Genomic DNA, 15,942 nt, shown 5'->3' with positions numbered 1-15,942 from the left:
AGAAGGAGTTATTCTTCTACAAAAACCTCTATTGCTATTTCAGGGCAGACAACTGCACACATAGTACAGCCTATGCATTTTTCAGAATTGGAAAATTGGGCTGGGTAATAGCCTGACGAATTAAAATTTGAAGAAAGCTCTATACAACCTTTAGGGCATGTCAAAATACAATATTTGCAACCTTTGCATCTTTCTATATCTATTTCTATAATACCCTTTTTAACCTTTGTTTGCATAAAAACAATTTTAATCATTTCATTGATAATAAGTCAAATTTTAATTTTATCACTGAAATTTCTATCGGCAATTTCAGGGTTATTTTTAAATAGTTGACATAGTAAAGATAAATGTTCTATTTTAACTTACATGGCTTTCTTACGGTCATTTAATGTCCTTGTTATATCTGAAGAAGCAGATAAACTTTACAGGATTTTCGACTCCATTGGTATCACATTTAGAAAGTCAAATAAAGCTAAATCTTCTTCGAAGGATTTTTCTAACTATGACATAGCCTTTCTTGACATTGATTCAGAAGGATGGGAAAAGAGACTGAATGAACTTAAACAATACATGCCCGTGATTGCTTTTGGTAAGCAAGATATTAAAAAAGCAGTTGAAGCAATGAAGCTTGGTGCTATTGATTTTTTACAAAAACCCTTAAAAAATGATGCAGTTTTTGAAATTTTTGAAAAATTCAAAGACAAACCCAAAGTTGAAGTACCTGGACTTATAGGAATAAGTAGAATTATGGAAGATGTTTATTGTGGTATCAGGAAAGCGGCTCTTACAGATAGCAATGTACTAATTACAGGAGAGTCTGGTACGGGGAAAGAACTTGTTGCGAGAGCAATTCATAATTTAAGTGAAAGAAAAGATAATCCATTCATAGTTATAAACTGTTCAGCTATACCAGATACTCTTCTTGAATCAGAGCTTTTTGGATTTGAAAAGGGAGCCTTTACTGGAGCAAATTATACAAAAAAAGGACTTATTGAATGGGCTCATCATGGAACTCTCTTTTTTGATGAAATAGGTGATGTATCTCCTCTTTTTCAGACAAAAATTTTAAGGGTTATTCAGGAAGGAGAGTTTATAAGAATTGGTGGAGCTCAACCAATAAAAGTAGATGTTAGATTTATCGCAGCTACAAATAAAGATCTCTTAAAGGCATGTAAAGAGGGCTCTTTCAGAGAAGACCTTTTTTATAGATTAAATGTAATTCATATAGAACTTCCACCTTTAAGAAATAGAAAGGAAGACATACCATCCTTAGTAGATTTCTTTATCAAAAAACATTCATCTAAAAGAAAAGATATTTATATTAAAGGCATTACAGAAGAAGCCCTTAATTTATTGATGAATTACTCTTTTCCCGGAAATGTCCGTGAACTTGAAAATATTATAGAAAGAGCAATAGCCTTTACCAACTCAGCGGAAATAACAGTTAAAGACTTGCCTTCCTACTTAATAAAAACATCTACTACTAAAAAAACAATGCAGGGAAGCTTACGAGAAGCTGTTGATAACTTTGAAAAGGAACTCATTTGGTCAGCTTTGCAGAAAAGCAGAGGCAATATTTCAAAGGCAGCAGAGTTTCTGGGAATTCACAGACAGCAACTTCAAAGAAAACTGAAACAATTCAAAATTGCCACATAATTTTTTCATGCAATATTTTATTGCATTCAATATCCCGTTTTAAAGCTAAAAAATTTTTAAAAAGCAGTAAAATGCAATAATATGTTGCAACAAAAAAAATCTCAATAGCTTAAAAGCTTTACTATTCTTTATTTTGTATCTGGCAAATTTATTGCATAAGAACATTATAATGAAAAAACTTTGGAAGAAGATGAAAAATTTGCTTGTATCAATAACATTTTCAAAACCTAAGGAGTTTGATAGGCTTTGTGAGAAGAAAAAAAGCAAAAAGGAATCTTCAACAAGTAAAAAAACAAAATGTCATTCTGAGGAGTTTGATATCTCGAGGAATCTCAAAAAAAGAGAGGATTCTTAGTTTGCGCAGAATGACAGAATAGAGAAGTAAGATGATAAAAGGACGACCAAAATTTTACTTAGGAGAAATTAAGAGAGTAAATGAAAATTTGCAACAAAATAAAAAAAGAAGGGGGGTGAGAAGAAAAAGGGGTTAAGGGGTTTTGTTTAATGTTATGATTTTTTGTTAGAAACAAAAATTAAAAAGGAGGAGGCTGTGGAATGAGTAAGTTAAGAAAACTTTATGAACTTATGATGGCTGGTGCTATTTACCAGGCAAAGTGGGAAAAGCAGATGTCCGATAACATTCTGAAAAACAAAAAGAGGTTACTGATTTTAATTGCACTGATTTCTCCAATTCTTCTTGTATCCTTTCTTGGAGCAGCAGATTTTTTAGGTGGTAAATCAGCCTATGCACCATCTCATTACACCACAACTGTCTTTATTGCATCAATTGCAGTTGGTTTAGCAGCAGGTCTTATCACAGGATGTATAGGTGCAGGGGGTGGATTTATTATTGCACCAGCCTTAATGGCAGCAGGTGTTAAGGGAATTTTGGCAGTAGGAACAGACCAGTTTCATATTTTTGCAAAAGCAATAATGGGAACAGTAATTCATAAGAAACTTGGTAATGTATGCGTTGGATTAGCAGTTGCCTTTGTTATTGGCTCTGTATTGGGAGCTACAACAGGCGGTTATATTCAAAGAACAATATATAATTGGGATCCTGTAGCAAGTGAAGCTTTTATTAGCGTAATTTACGCTATAATACTTGGCTTCCTCGGGTTTTACGGATTAAGAGACTACATAAAACTAAGCAAAGCTCGTAAAAAAGGGGGGCAAGCAGGAGGAGATGCTCATGGAGATGCTCATGGTGGTCCTATGACAACTACTCAACTTGCACTTAATATTCAGAAAATTAAAATCCCTCCGATGATTTATTTTGATGAAGATTTTGGTGGAAGAAGAATCTCTTGGCTTTTTGTTGCTGCCTGCGGATTTTTAGTGGGGATTCTTGCAGCAGTCATGGGAGTTGGTGGTGGATTTATTACATTTCCTCTCTTTGTCTATGTTCTTGGTGTATCAACTCCTACAACAGTTGGAACTGATATTTTACAGATTATTTTCACTGCTGGCTACTCTTCAATAACTCAGTATGCAATATACGGATATGTATTTTACACACTTGCAATGGGACTTCTTTTGGGTTCACTTATAGGAATTCAGATTGGTGCTCTTACAACAAAGGTTGTTCCTGGTATGGTAATCAGAGGATTCTGGGTTTTGACAATACTTGCAGGTTTTGCGAACAGAGCCAGTGTTATTCCTGATAAATTAAGAAGTCTTGAACTTTGGTCAATATCAAAAGCAGCCTGTGACATAATAATTCTTATTGGAAATGTTGTATTCTGGGCAGCAGTAGGTGGTTTCGCAGTATGGGTAATTGGAAGTTTCTTTAAGAATTTAAAGGCGTTAAGAGAGGAGGGATAAGATGGCAGCTGATAAAAAACATCTAACTTGGGGATTGATTTTACTTGTAAGCTTTGTTGGTGTATTAATACTTATCTTTGCACCAATTTATGGAGAGGGAATGAATGGTTTGGAATACAGTGACGAATTATTTAACAAACTCTCGAAGGGCTCAGCCTATCAGATTCCTAAACTAAAGAAAGATGTAGAAAAATACAAAGGTAAACCTCTTGATGTAGTAATTGATGTTAAAAAATCTGGGGATAAACCAGGTGATGCTGAAAAGAGAGCAGAAAGGATTGCGAAGGTTATGACAATTAATGGTGCTAAGGCTGAAGTTGATGGTTCGAAGGTTCATATAACTGCAGATTTTGGAGCTCTTATGGCAGCAGCTCTTGAAGATGCTGATCAGATGTATAAAAACAATGGAGATTACATCAAGAAAAAATATGATGTTACCGACGATGAAAAAATGAAGCAGATGTTCAGGCAGTGGCATAATGCACTTTCACTTATCAACAAGAGGCTCACTCTTGACAAAAAGGCTGAAGACGCAAACTTTGTTAAAAAGATTATGACAGCAGCAATTGAGCCTGCTTACAATTTCTACGGAATTGATGCTGTTAAGATATCTGAAAAAGCAGGTTTAGCAGCAGGATTGCTTGGTTTCTATGTTTTATATACAATTTGGTATGGCTTTGGAGTTCTCTATCTCTTTGAAGGTTTAGGGCTTTCCACAAAGAAAGCAAAAGTAAAGAAGGAGGTCTAAAATGGCAATTGGAGCATGTCCATTAACCAAAGTAGATAAAATACTTTTAGCAACCGATGGATCAGAGTCTGCAAAATTTGCTGCACAAGCTGCTGTTGAACTTGCAAAACCCTGTGGAAGCACAATTTATGCAATATGCGTAGCAGAAGTTCCGATGTTTGCCGCAGAATTTGTAGAAACTCTTCCTCAACTTATAGATTCTCTTGAAAAAAGAGCAAAACAGGCACTTGATGATGTTAAGGCAATTGCAGATAAGGCAGGTGTAAAGTGTGAAACAATAAGTTATACAGGACCAGAGCCATACAAATACATAATTGATGAAGCAATTAAAAACAGCGTGGACTTGATTATACTTGGCAAAAAGGGAGTGATGCTTGGTGCAGTAGGTAAGAAAGTAATTGGTAATGCACCATGCAAAGTTCTTGTTGTTCCAACAGGAACTACTTTGAATTTTGAAAAAATTTTGATAGCCACCGATGGTTCAGTATATAGTCAGGTAGCTGTTTCTGAAGCAATTGGTATAGCAAAAAGATTTAACAGTGAACTCATTGCAGTTTCTGTTGCAAAGAGAGATACGGATGTTGCCTATTCAGAAGAAGCTGTAAAGGTAGTTAAAGATACTGCTGAACGTGAAGGAGTAAAAGTTCAAACAGTTATTGCAAAGGGAGAACCCTTTGAACAAATTGTTGATGTAGCAAACAAAAATACTGCTGGTTTGATAGTTATGGGAACCTATGGAAGAACAGGTATTGAAAAATTTTTCATGGGAAGCGTAACCGAAAGAGTAATAGGTACATCAGCCAGACCAGTAATGGTTGTAAAGAAAAAGTAATTTAAAAAGAGGAGATTCTTTGTTTTCTCTCAGAATAATAAAGATTTCATTATGGGAAGCGAAGAATCTCCTCTTAAATATTTTATTGTTATTAAAAAATGGTCAAATAGTCTTTTTACCTCCAAAATTACTGATTGAGGAAAAGCTGTCTTTCGCTTATATTGTTTATTCCGAGAGACTCAATACCCCACGAGGCGCTGTCCTTAAGCAAAGCCGAAGAAGGAACTCTTTTTTTGCCATTCCGAGGAGTTCAATACAACGCGAGGCATCATTTTGAGGCGTAAGCCGAAGGAACTCATTCCGATTATAAAAAGGGAAGGGATTCTTCACTTCGCTAATGCTTCGTTCAGAATGAGATCAAAATCAATAAGAATGAGATTCGGTCGCTTACGCTCCTACAGAGTAGCACAAAAACTCAAATTTCCAAAAACTGTTATCCCACAAATTCGAAGTATTTATGTGAGGCTTTGCCCATGCATACAATCTCTAAAATAGAGCAAGACAGCACTTTCTTTCAGATTACCGCCCCCCTCCAAAAAATCAATCTTATTAAGCTTTATAATTTTCAAAGAATCTGTTTATAAATTTTCATTCCTTTAAAGGGAGGGGATCATGACAATTAAAAGACTGCTTCATTTAACCAATGCAGTAAGCATCATAACTTTGCTTGGTTTGTTTCTGCTTTTTTATTTTACAGAAAAAAACTCTGAAAACACTATCAAGGAACTTGTTGACAGAGAAATGAAGATTCTTTTTTCTCTTCAGGAATTAAAAACGAATGCGACACAGATGGTAGCATCAATAAGAAATGTAATTTTGAATCCAAAGGACGAAAAATCAAAACAGAATGCAGTTAAATATTTTGATGAAGCACTGAAAAACATAAATGAAGCAACTACTTTAAGTAAAGAAGCTTCTCAGGAAGAGCTTAAAAAATTGTCAAAACAATGGCAAGATATTAACATAAAATTAAAGGAAATAATTGTTCTTGTAGAACAAGGTAAAAAAGAGGAAGCTCAAAGAAAATCAGAAGAGTTTACAGAAATCTGGCGAAATATAAGGGATAATGTTCTCTCTAAAATTATAAATGAAGAGCAGGCAAGTTTTAAAAAATCAGAAGAGGCTTCAATAAATTTAATGAAAAGGAATTTTTATATATTTTCAACATTGTTTATTTTTTCTGCTTTAGCAATAAACATGCTTTTATTCTTAACAAATAAAGCATTAAAAGCTATTCCAGACATGGCACAGAAGCTTGAAGAAGTTGCAAAAGGAGATTTTTCTCAGATAGGATTTGGAAAAGGTTACAGATTAAGAAAGGATGAAATTGGGGTTATTGCAAGATCCATAAGAAGTGTTGAGGAGTTCACACACAGCCTTGTTAAAAAAATAATGGATGCAACTACTATGATTCAGAAAACTGCCAACTCTCTTCAAATGAATGTTGAAACACTTAAAACAAAATCAAAGGAACAGACTTCTCAGTCCCATCAGATTGCAACAGCTGCTGAGGAGATGAGCCAAACAATAACAGATATTGCCAAAAATGCTGCTCAAGCCAGTGATTTAGCAACTGAAAGCATGAAAGTTGCTCAGGAAGGAGTTTTACTTTCTGATAAAGCTACAAATATTGTAAATAAAGCAAATCAATCAACAGAAAAATTAAAGAAGACCATTGATTCATTAAACAGCAGTATTGAAGAAATAGGAGATATAGTAACAGTAATCAAAGACATAGCAGATCAGACAAATCTTCTTGCTTTGAATGCAGCAATTGAGGCAGCTCGTGCAGGTGAGCAGGGCAGAGGATTTGCCGTAGTTGCCGATGAAGTTCGTAAATTGGCTGAAAGGACAATTAAAGCAACAGATGAAATAGCACAGAAAATAACCCGTGTTCAGGCAGAATCTCGCGAATCAATTAAAAATATGGATGAAGCAGTAGAGCAAGTTTTACAGGCTTTAAAGGCTTTAAGTGAGGTTAAGGAATCACTTGGCAGAATTGTAGATTTTTCTCAAAGGGTAAAAGATGCAATAACACAGATAGCAACTGCAACTGAGGAACAATCCTCAGCCTCTGATGAGGTTGCTCATTCTGCAGAGCGTTCAAGTGAGTTTTCACAGGATGTCAAAAATACAACAGAGGAAGTAATAAAAGAAGTTGAAAATTTAAATAATGTAATAACAAAGCTTACTGAGGCTATAAAGGGAGTCAAGGTATGAAAGAAAACATTTTAAAAAGAGTTATAAGACTACTTCCAGATGGTGTTTTTGCTATTGATTTAGCTGGAAAAGTTACAATCTGGAATAAGGTAATGGAGGAGATTACAGGAGTTAAGGAAACAGAAATAATTGGAAAAAATAATTTTGAGTATTCCATTCCCTTTTACGGATTTCGGAGACCTATGCTAGTTGATTATATTTTAAATCCTGAGATTAGCTATCCAGATGATTTAAAAATAAAAGGAGAGACTGTTGAAACAGAAACCTTTGCCCCAAATCTTTATAATGGAAAAGGTGCATGGGTAAGAATGTCTGCCCATCTTCTTTATGATGAAGCCTGTGATTTAATTGGAGCTGTCCAGATAGTAAGGGACATTACAGTGAGGAAAACTGCTGAGCAAGAACTGAGAAAATTATTCAATGTTATTGAGCATTCTCCTGTAGGTGTTGCAATCTTAGAATTCTCAGGTAAAATTACTTACTGTAATGAAGCTTTTTTGAAATATACAGGATTTCATAAGGCATTAGGCGAAAACATATTTGACATATTTCCTCAGATATCACTTTATGAAATTCATAACAGTTATTTAAAAGAAATTAAATCTGGTGGGAAAATCTTTCGTTTAAGAGGTATAAGACTTGAAAAGGAAAATGGATATGCACTTTTTTTAACTGACATAACAGAGCTAAGAAAATATGAAGAACAGATAATAATTTCACATAAGATGGAATCTGTAAGGAAACTCACATCAATCTATGCTCATGAAATAAAAAACATGCTTACAGGGATAAGAGGTTTTGTCCAGCTTGCTTTACAATCAGAAAACAATGAACAGAAAAATTCATACATTGAGAAAATTCTTTCAATAGTTGATTCTGTATCAATGAACATAAGAGAAATATTGGGAGTTGGAAGAGAAATAGGAAGAAATCCAGAACTAATAGATTTAAGGGATGTAATAAAAAACATAACTACATTTCTTAAAGCTTCTTTAAAAGAAAATATAAATCTAATTTTAGAAATCGATGAAAAGCCATTAACTGTTTTTGCAGATAAAACAGATATAGAAAAGATTATTACAAATCTTGTATTAAATTCACAGGATGCAATGCCAGAGGGAGGTGAAATTACAATTGAGGCAAAGTTAAAACAAATACCAGACAAATTTTTAACTCTTATAGGAAAGAAAGAACTTGCGGGATATTACATATGTTTATCTGTAACAGATACAGGCATTGGAATGGATAAAGAAACAAAAGAGAAAATATTTGAACCATTTTTTACAACAAAGGGAGAAAAAGGCTCAGGCATGGGCTTAACAACGATTTATCACATTGTTCAGCTTTTGAAAGGATTTATCTTTGTTGAAAGTGAACCTAATAAAGGAACAAAGTTTGAGATATATATTCCTTTAAAACAATGAAAATTTTTGATAATTTAAACATAAAAGCAAAGTTTCTATTAATAATATCATTGCCTTTATTTGGTTTTTTAGTCTTTGCATTTTTCAATTCCATCAATTATAAAAGAGAGATTGACTTGTTAAAAAGAGCTAAATATAATGCAATGCAAGTAAAAGCTCTTCAAAATCTAATCCATGAAATTCAGAAAGAGCGTGCCTTAACTCTTGCAAATCTTGAAAGAGATAAACTTCATAAACAAAGAAAAAATACAGATGATGCTTTAATACCTGAATATGTTCAGTATGAACAAAACTTAAAAATTTTAAGACAAAAGGTTGATTCAGGGTTTTCCTTACAAACCATTTCAAATTCTTATAAAGAACTAATAAGTTCATTAACAAACGAAATGCTTAAGCTGGCAGGTTATATAGGCTATGAGATGGAATTGGTGCGAACTCATACAAGGATTACGCAGATAAAAGAATCTCTGTCTGAACTTGAATATGCTGTTTTATTAGTTTTAAGAAAAAATTATCTTGACAGAGATAGTCTTTTCGAGCTCATAACAACTAAAGGTGAGCTTGAACATAATCAAAAACAGTTTTTCCAAATAGCTGATGAGGATTTTAAAACTCTATACATACAAAAAATTCTTCTTAATCCTAAAAAAGAAGTCTTAGATAAAATACTTAATAGAATTATCAACAGAAATGAAATTCAATTTTCATCTACTGAATGGCTTGCAACAGTTTCAAATCTAATTGAGGCTCAAAAAGAAATACAAACAGCTGTAATTGACAGAATTATTTTTAGCATTGATAAAGAATACGCAGGCTTTATTAGAAAATTTTATTTTCTCACTTCACTTTCTTTATTATTTGCTTTATTTGTCATTATTATTCCCCTTTATCTAAACAGAAGGATGATTTTTTCAATAAAAGCACTTCAGGATGGATTAAATAAATTCTTATGCTTTCTTGAAGGCAAGACAGATGAATACAGCATGATTCCAGTATATTCAAAGGATGAGATTGGTAAAACTTCTGAAATTTGCAATAAAAGCTTCTTAGAAATAGAAAATCTTTTTTTAAAGTTAAATGAATTCAATAGAAAAATTGAAGCAATCCTTGATGCCCAGGAAAGCATTGTGGCAATAGGAAGACCCGTTGAAGGTGTTAACTATTTAAATAAGAGATTTTTTGAGATTTTTCCATATAAAAACATTAATGATTTTCTTTCAAAGCATAAATTCCTTTCTGAGCTTTTTGTTGAAAAAGAAGGATACTTAAAAAAAGGAACTCCTGAACATCACTGGTCAGAGCAAATTTTAAGTGAAGCTGATAAGATTCATCTTGCAGTTATGATTGATAAATTTGGTCAGGAAAGAATATTTTCTGTTAATGTAAGGAAGGTTGAACTTGAAACAGAAAGTTTTTTAGTAAAGATTTTTACAGATGTAACAGAAATTGAAACACAGAGGCAGAAAGCTCTTGAGGCAGAAAAGGCGAAAACAGAATTTCTTTCAAGAATGAGCCATGAAATAAGAACTCCTATTACAGGCATTGTTGGTTTTTTTGATTTACTTTCAAAGACAAAACTTGATGATACCCAGAAAAGATACATATCAGTGATACAGAATTCAATTGAAACCCTTATGAGCATAATTAATGACATACTTGATATGGCAAAAATAGAAGCAGGAAAGATGGAGATTGAGTATTTTAATGTTAATCCCTTTGTTGAGCTTGACAGAGCAATAACACTTTTTGCACCAAAAGCACGGCAAAAAGGATTAAAATACTTTTACAGCATTGACCCGAAAATCTATGAATGCCTTACAATGCCTAAGGAAGCTTTAAAACAGGTTTTAAGCAATCTTATAAGCAATGCAATAAAATTTACAGAAACAGGACAGATAAATATTGCTGTTGATGTTGTTGAGGATTTTGAAGACAGCCAGTTTGTAAGATTTGAGGTAAAAGATACAGGAATAGGAATTCCTGAAGATAAGCAAGCTACAGTCTTTGAAAAATTTGTTCAGGCACATTCATATTTATATGGTGGAACAGGTCTTGGTCTTTCAATTTCTTATTCTCTGGTGAAGATGATAGGTGGAACCCTTGAATTTAAAAGCAAAGTAGGTGAAGGAAGTAGTTTTTATTTTACAATTCCTTTGAAGAAATGTACCCCAGAATCAAGTCTTTATAAGATGTTTGATAATTTAAAAATTTGCGTATTTAAAACCTTTGATGAAAGAAGCGAAAAAATTGCCTTAATGCTTGGCTCATGGCATATTTCTTATTCTCATATTGAGCTTTCAAAGGCTGAGAAAAGTTTTGACATTGGAATATTTTTTGATAAAGAGGACCTTGAAAGATGTCTTGAAAAATGTAAGCATCTTGTTTTGGTTTCTGAAGAAGACTATATTGAACATGAAAAAGTTATCACAATAAAAGGAACTCCGTCCCAGCTTTATATTGCAATTATGCAGACAATTTCATTTCTTTCACCAAAGAAAGAGGACACTTTGGAGATAAAAATTCCACTTAAAGTTCTTGTTGCAGAGGACAATGAGGTTAACAGAATGTTTTTTGAAGAATTACTTAAAAAATACGGTATTGAAGTTGATTTTGCATTAAATGGTGCAGAAGCAGTGGAAAAAGTAGGAGAGAAAAAATATGATGTTGTTTTTATGGATATAAGCATGCCTGTTATGGATGGAGTTGAGGCAGCAAAGCTTATCAAAAAAGATTATCCAGAATTGCCTGTTGTGGCTCTTACAGATCATGTTTTAAAGGGAGAGATGGAAAATCTAATATCATCAGGATTTGATGATTATCTTCCAAAACCTGTTCCAATTAAAGAATTTGAAAGAATTATAAAAAAATATGCAAAGATAATCTATGCTGAAAAAACCTCTAAGGTTGAAAAAACTGAGCTTGATTCATTTATTGAACGGGCTAAAGAAAAAATCAGGCTTCCTGATGAAACTCTTTTTAATCTTTATAAGAAATTTTTTGAAACCTTAGGTAAAAAAATTGAGGAAATCTCTCAATCAGCTATTAAAAATGATAGGGAATTGCTTTTAATACTTTCTCATTCTCTAAAGGGAAGTTCAGCATTGTTAGGAATTGAAAGCATCTCATTTATTTGTAAAGAAATTGAGGAGGCTACAAAGAAAGGACAAACTTCTAAGTACTTAGAACTGGTTGAGAAGCTTAAAAAAGAGTCTCAGAAATTAATTGAAGATTATAATAAGCGGGTTAAATAAGATATTGCCCCATAATCACCGATAGACTTTTAAGAAATTAAACTTCCCTTTTCAAAATGGATTTGATACATTTTTCTATTGTAAATTTTTTCCCCTTAGTTTTTGTCTTTCCTTATAGATAACAAACCTTATAATGAAGTCCCTTTCTTTTTCATTAAGTTTAATAAACTTAACTCCAATTTCAGTTTTTCCTTCTTTTTTTTCTGCTCTTACAACTTCTCCATAAGTAATGACTCCAACAGGTGTTGGCTCAGGCAAAAGCATTTTTATCTCAAGAAAATCTCCTTTATTGTAGTGTTTATCTGATATAAAACTTAATCCTCCTCCACTCAAATTAATAATTGATTCAGGTAAATTGAAAAACCCATGCTGTTGCAATAAAAACATATCTAATATAGCATCAATTTTTTCTTCAATACGATTTAGTCTTTCAGATATATTATAATTTGTATCTTCTACTGTTTTTGCCTCGTAAAGATTTATATAACCAAAAATCTTTGTTGAAAGCATCTCTAATTCCTGTGAAGAAATTAATTTTACAGAAAATGGAATTTTTACATCCTGCCTAACATGTTCTCTAAGTTTTTCATATATTTCTTTCTTTTCCATTTCTTACCTCAGTAATACTATTTCTACTCTTCTGTTTTTGGCTCTTCCTTCTTCTGTTTCATTGTCTGAAATAGGACGATATTCTCCATAGCCAGTAGCAGATAGCCTGTCAGGTGAGATACCTGAATCTTTAAAATAATAAAGAACAGAAAGTGCTCTTAATGCTGATAAATCCCAATTAGACCTTAATGTCATACCCTTTACTGGAATGTTATCTGTGTGTCCTTCTATTGAAATCTTGTTTGGTAACATTTTCAAAGCTACCACAATTTTATTAAGAACTTCCTTTGAACTTTCATTAAGTTCATATTCGCCTGATTTAAAAAGTACAGTATCCTGAACTGTTATAACATAACCCCGATGATTTTCTCTTATTGTAATTTCTGGATATTGACTCAGTGCTTTTTCAAGTTCTTTTATGACATCGGGCTTTTCAATATCTTTTTTAATCGGTGGGTCTATTATTTTGAACACTGTTTTAAGGGATACTGATAAATCCTCTGCTTTCTGTTTATCAACTGTAGATAAAGCATAGAGAGCAACAAAAAAAGTAAATAGTAGTGTTAAAAAGTCAGCCCATGAAATTAACCATCTGTCATGATTTTCTTTTTCTTCAGATTCTTTTTCATCAACTTCCAATTTCAAATTTTACCTCCATCTTTAAAACTTTCAAGAATTACTCTTAAATAATGAGGATTTATTCCTTTTTCTATTCCTGTAATCCCTTCCATAATTATAAGTTTTCTTTTTATCTCATCTTTTGCCCTCTGAAGAATTCTTTTTCCAATGGGGATAAAAACTAAATTTGCAGAGCCTACGCCATAAATGGTTGCTACAAAAGCAACTGCTATACCTTGACCAACCTTTGATGGATCTGTAACATTTTGTAGTACATGAATTAATCCCAAAACAGCACCTATTATCCCAATTGTTGGAGCAAATCCACCCGCTGCATCAAAAACTTTTGCTGCATTTTTTATTGAGTCTTCATAATTTTTTATTTCCCGATAAATAGCCTCTTTTATTACATTGATTTCATATCCATCTACGATTAACTGAATCCCTTTTGCTAACAAAGGGTCAGAAATAGAGGGAATTTCATTTTCTAAAGCCATTATCCCTCTTTTTCTTGCTATTACAAGTAAACTTATGATTTCTTCAATTAGGAGACGATCTGATTTAACAGATTTAAAAAAGGCAATTTTTAATACTTTAAAAGCATTCACCAAATCCTTCATAGGAAAACTTACAACAGTTGCTCCAAAGGTACCTCCAAAAACAATAAGTGCAGCTGCCAATTGTAGGATATGAGCAGTTGTGCCCCCTTCTACTATATTCCCTACAATTATCGAGCTAATTCCAACAATTAAACCAAAAATTACGAAAGGATCTAAAATTCGTTTCATAATCATAATATTATATTACAATTAGAATTTTAATTGAAATTTTTTATTGAAAATACTGAATTCATAAGAACAAATTCTGCTTGGGGAGATTATGTACTTTTCCATTAAGCCTCCCTCTTATATTTTTAGTCTCTATAAAATAAAGGCTAACATATATGTGACATTTTTATATTGTAACCACCGTATGCAAAAAAGCATTGAAATTTTACTTTACTTATGATATTTTATTTTATGTTCTTTTATATTAGCATTCTTTCTACAGAAATTTTCTTCTCCGTAGGAGATAATTTATTATATTCTACCCCCCCCCCCCCCCGAAAAAATCTTATAGATCAATATCTTATAACAAAAAAATTATTTAAAATTAACCAAAATAAGGTAAAAATATGTTAGACATTTTAAATAAATCGATAGAAATATACAGAATTATTGTTGAAAATGCTGGAGAAGGTATTGTAATTGCCCAGGATGACAAAATTCTTTTTGTAAATCCTAAAATGCTTGAAATATCTGGATATACACTCGAAGAAGCACTGTCAAAACCTTTTTTAGAATTTCTGTATCCTGATGACATTCCTGAAACAATGGATTTATATACAAGAATGATTAAAGGAGAAAAAGACTTACCTGAAAAACATCAATTAAGAATTATTCATAAAGAGGGATATCCTGTATGGATTGAAACTACAACGGTTCCAATAAATTGGCATGGAAGAACAGCCACGCTGAATTTTATACGGGACATTACAGAAATTAAAAAAGCTGAAGAGGAAAATCAAAAACTTCAGGAACAGCTAATTCAGTCTCATAAAATGGAATCAATTGGCAGATTTATAGCAGGTATTATACATGATTTAAATAATATACTTACACCAATTAAAGGATTTACCCAGCTTTCAATTGCAAAAACAGGTGAACATGATCCTGTCAATGAATATCTTAAAATCATATTTTCGTCAGTTGAAAAAGCTGAAGAATTTGTAAAACAGCTACTTACATTTTGTAAAAAACAACCATCCAGGCTGGAAGTATTAAATGTTAATGAATTAATTGAACATATTGAGGATATTCTTAAAAGACTACTTGGTGAAGACATTCTGCTTGTAAAAAAACTATCACCTGACCTTGGAGCTATAGAGGCTGATTCTTCACAAATCATTCAAGTTATTTTGAATATCGCCGCAAATGCCAAAGATGCTATGCCTCTTGGAGGTCAATTCATTATCGAAACTTCTAATGTGGAAATTAATGATGAACATCTGAATAAATATCACGGTTTGAAAAAAGGACATTATGTCACAATTTCTTTTACTGATACGGGAGTTGGAATACCTTCAAATTTTATAGATAAAATATTTGAACCGTTCTTTACTACTAAAGAATACTCAACAGGATTAGGATTGTCAACCGTATACAGTATAGTTAAAAAACATAAAGGAAGTATTACAGTGCATACTGAAAAAGACAGGGGAACAACTTTTAAAGTTTATCTTCCAAGAGTTGATAAAAAGATAGAAAAAGTATTCATTGAAAAAGAAGATAAAATCTATACAGGTAATGAAACAGTTCTTGTTATAGATGATGACGAAAATGTAAGAAAATTGGTAATTGAAATCTTAAAAAAACTAGGATATAAACCACTTGAGGCAGTTACAATAGATATGGCTTTATTAATGGCTCAATTTTACAATAAAACTATTCACATTGTTATATCAGATGTAGTTCTGCCGGGTATAGGAGTCTCTGTGTTGATAAGAAGAATAAAAAAATATAGACCAAATATTAAGGTTCTATACATGTCTGCCTTACCAGTAAATACTCTTAAAAAATATGGAGTTGATGAAAATTCCGATAATTTCATTCAAAAACCTTTTAGCATTGAACTTTTATCAAAGAAAATAAGAGAAGTCCTTGATAAATAAATTTTTCACTCTGTATAATTCAAATTATAAAATAATAGATAATGTCAAAA

Annotated in this window: 13 protein-coding genes; 9 read left to right on the top strand and 4 right to left on the bottom strand. The window is 32.4% G+C overall.

Annotated elements, in window-relative coordinates:
- Positions 1 to 8: 8 nt before the first annotated feature.
- Positions 9 to 254, bottom strand: coding sequence for a 4Fe-4S dicluster domain-containing protein (locus QI155_RS06250; RefSeq protein WP_254045427.1), 246 nt, complete (start codon positions 252 to 254; stop codon positions 9 to 11).
- A 112-nt stretch (positions 255 to 366) separates the two neighbouring features.
- On the opposite strand from QI155_RS06250, the gene QI155_RS06245 reads away from it, so the two are divergent.
- From QI155_RS06245 to QI155_RS06210, 8 genes are all read left to right on the top strand, one after another.
- Entirely contained in the window at positions 367 to 1,656 is a 1,290-nt protein-coding gene (locus tag QI155_RS06245) for a sigma-54 dependent transcriptional regulator (RefSeq protein ID WP_068858901.1), read from the top strand.
- Between the two features lie 169 nt (positions 1,657 to 1,825).
- Positions 1,826 to 2,011 carry a hypothetical protein gene (locus QI155_RS06240; protein ID WP_143600634.1) on the top strand — a complete coding sequence of 62 codons (186 nt, stop codon included), beginning with the start codon at positions 1,826 to 1,828 and terminating at the stop codon, positions 2,009 to 2,011.
- Positions 2,012 to 2,211: 200 nt separating this feature from the next.
- Positions 2,212 to 3,480: a sulfite exporter TauE/SafE family protein gene (locus QI155_RS06235; protein WP_068858904.1), complete on the top strand. Its 1,269-nt coding sequence runs from the start codon at positions 2,212 to 2,214 to the stop codon at positions 3,478 to 3,480.
- A 1-nt stretch (position 3,481) separates the two neighbouring features.
- Entirely contained in the window at positions 3,482 to 4,228 is a 747-nt protein-coding gene (locus QI155_RS06230; RefSeq protein WP_068858907.1) for a hypothetical protein, read from the top strand.
- A gap of 1 nt (position 4,229) precedes the next feature.
- On the top strand, positions 4,230 to 5,060 hold the full coding sequence (locus QI155_RS06225) for a universal stress protein (protein WP_068858910.1): 831 nt from the start codon (positions 4,230 to 4,232) through the stop codon (positions 5,058 to 5,060).
- Positions 5,061 to 5,672: 612 nt separating this feature from the next.
- Positions 5,673 to 7,280, top strand: a complete 1,608-nt coding sequence (locus tag QI155_RS06220; RefSeq protein WP_068858912.1) for a methyl-accepting chemotaxis protein — start codon at positions 5,673 to 5,675, stop codon at positions 7,278 to 7,280.
- Positions 7,277 to 8,704 (top strand): PAS domain S-box protein, encoded by a 1,428-nt coding sequence (locus tag QI155_RS06215; RefSeq protein ID WP_068858916.1) that lies wholly within the window; start codon positions 7,277 to 7,279, stop codon positions 8,702 to 8,704. Before QI155_RS06220 ends, QI155_RS06215 begins: the two co-directional genes overlap by 4 nt.
- Positions 8,701 to 11,955, top strand: a complete 3,255-nt coding sequence (locus QI155_RS06210) for an ATP-binding protein (protein WP_068858919.1) — start codon at positions 8,701 to 8,703, stop codon at positions 11,953 to 11,955. The genes QI155_RS06215 and QI155_RS06210 overlap by 4 nt, the downstream gene beginning before the upstream one ends.
- Positions 11,956 to 12,030: 75 nt before the next feature.
- Here the strand turns inward: QI155_RS06210 and QI155_RS06205 are convergent, their stop codons facing one another.
- The 3 genes from QI155_RS06205 to QI155_RS06195 are packed head-to-tail and all read right to left on the bottom strand — an operon-like array spanning position 12,031 to position 13,970.
- Entirely contained in the window at positions 12,031 to 12,564 is a 534-nt protein-coding gene (locus QI155_RS06205) for a PilZ domain-containing protein (RefSeq protein ID WP_068858922.1), read from the bottom strand.
- 3 nt (positions 12,565 to 12,567) lie between these two features.
- On the bottom strand, positions 12,568 to 13,209 hold the full coding sequence (locus QI155_RS06200; protein ID WP_083200023.1) for an OmpA family protein: 642 nt from the start codon (positions 13,207 to 13,209) through the stop codon (positions 12,568 to 12,570).
- The gene (locus QI155_RS06195) at positions 13,206 to 13,970 is read right to left on the bottom strand and encodes a flagellar motor protein (RefSeq protein WP_068858941.1); all 765 of its coding nucleotides are present in this window, start codon (positions 13,968 to 13,970) and stop codon (positions 13,206 to 13,208) included. The genes QI155_RS06200 and QI155_RS06195 overlap by 4 nt, the downstream gene beginning before the upstream one ends.
- Positions 13,971 to 14,356: 386 nt before the next feature.
- On the opposite strand from QI155_RS06195, the gene QI155_RS06190 reads away from it, so the two are divergent.
- Positions 14,357 to 15,892: a PAS domain S-box protein gene (locus QI155_RS06190; RefSeq protein ID WP_281321311.1), complete on the top strand. Its 1,536-nt coding sequence runs from the start codon at positions 14,357 to 14,359 to the stop codon at positions 15,890 to 15,892.
- Positions 15,893 to 15,942: the final 50 nt, after the last annotated feature.

It is taken from the genome of Thermodesulfovibrio sp. 1176 (assembly GCF_029946585.1).
Taxonomy (GTDB): domain Bacteria; phylum Nitrospirota; class Thermodesulfovibrionia; order Thermodesulfovibrionales; family Thermodesulfovibrionaceae; genus Thermodesulfovibrio.
The sequence above is the reverse complement of the archived record's forward strand: the minus strand, read 5'-3'. Positions and strand labels throughout refer to the sequence as shown.

What these genes read in the sequence shown, in the direction of transcription:
- QI155_RS06230 (WP_068858907.1), top strand. Translation starts at nt 3,482, where the DNA reads ATGGCAGCTGATAAAAAACATCTAACTTGGGGATTGATTTTACTTGTA.
- QI155_RS06245 (WP_068858901.1), top strand. Translation starts at nt 367, where the DNA reads ATGGCTTTCTTACGGTCATTTAATGTCCTTGTTATATCTGAAGAAGCA.
- QI155_RS06195 (WP_068858941.1), bottom strand. Translation starts at nt 13,970, where the DNA reads ATGAAACGAATTTTAGATCCTTTCGTAATTTTTGGTTTAATTGTTGGA.
- QI155_RS06225 (WP_068858910.1), top strand. Translation starts at nt 4,230, where the DNA reads ATGGCAATTGGAGCATGTCCATTAACCAAAGTAGATAAAATACTTTTA.
- QI155_RS06220 (WP_068858912.1), top strand. Translation starts at nt 5,673, where the DNA reads ATGACAATTAAAAGACTGCTTCATTTAACCAATGCAGTAAGCATCATA.
- QI155_RS06235 (WP_068858904.1), top strand. Translation starts at nt 2,212, where the DNA reads ATGAGTAAGTTAAGAAAACTTTATGAACTTATGATGGCTGGTGCTATT.
- QI155_RS06250 (WP_254045427.1), bottom strand. Translation starts at nt 254, where the DNA reads ATGATTAAAATTGTTTTTATGCAAACAAAGGTTAAAAAGGGTATTATA.
- QI155_RS06190 (WP_281321311.1), top strand. Translation starts at nt 14,357, where the DNA reads ATGTTAGACATTTTAAATAAATCGATAGAAATATACAGAATTATTGTT.
- QI155_RS06240 (WP_143600634.1), top strand. Translation starts at nt 1,826, where the DNA reads ATGAAAAAACTTTGGAAGAAGATGAAAAATTTGCTTGTATCAATAACA.
- QI155_RS06205 (WP_068858922.1), bottom strand. Translation starts at nt 12,564, where the DNA reads ATGGAAAAGAAAGAAATATATGAAAAACTTAGAGAACATGTTAGGCAG.
- QI155_RS06210 (WP_068858919.1), top strand. Translation starts at nt 8,701, where the DNA reads ATGAAAATTTTTGATAATTTAAACATAAAAGCAAAGTTTCTATTAATA.
- QI155_RS06215 (WP_068858916.1), top strand. Translation starts at nt 7,277, where the DNA reads ATGAAAGAAAACATTTTAAAAAGAGTTATAAGACTACTTCCAGATGGT.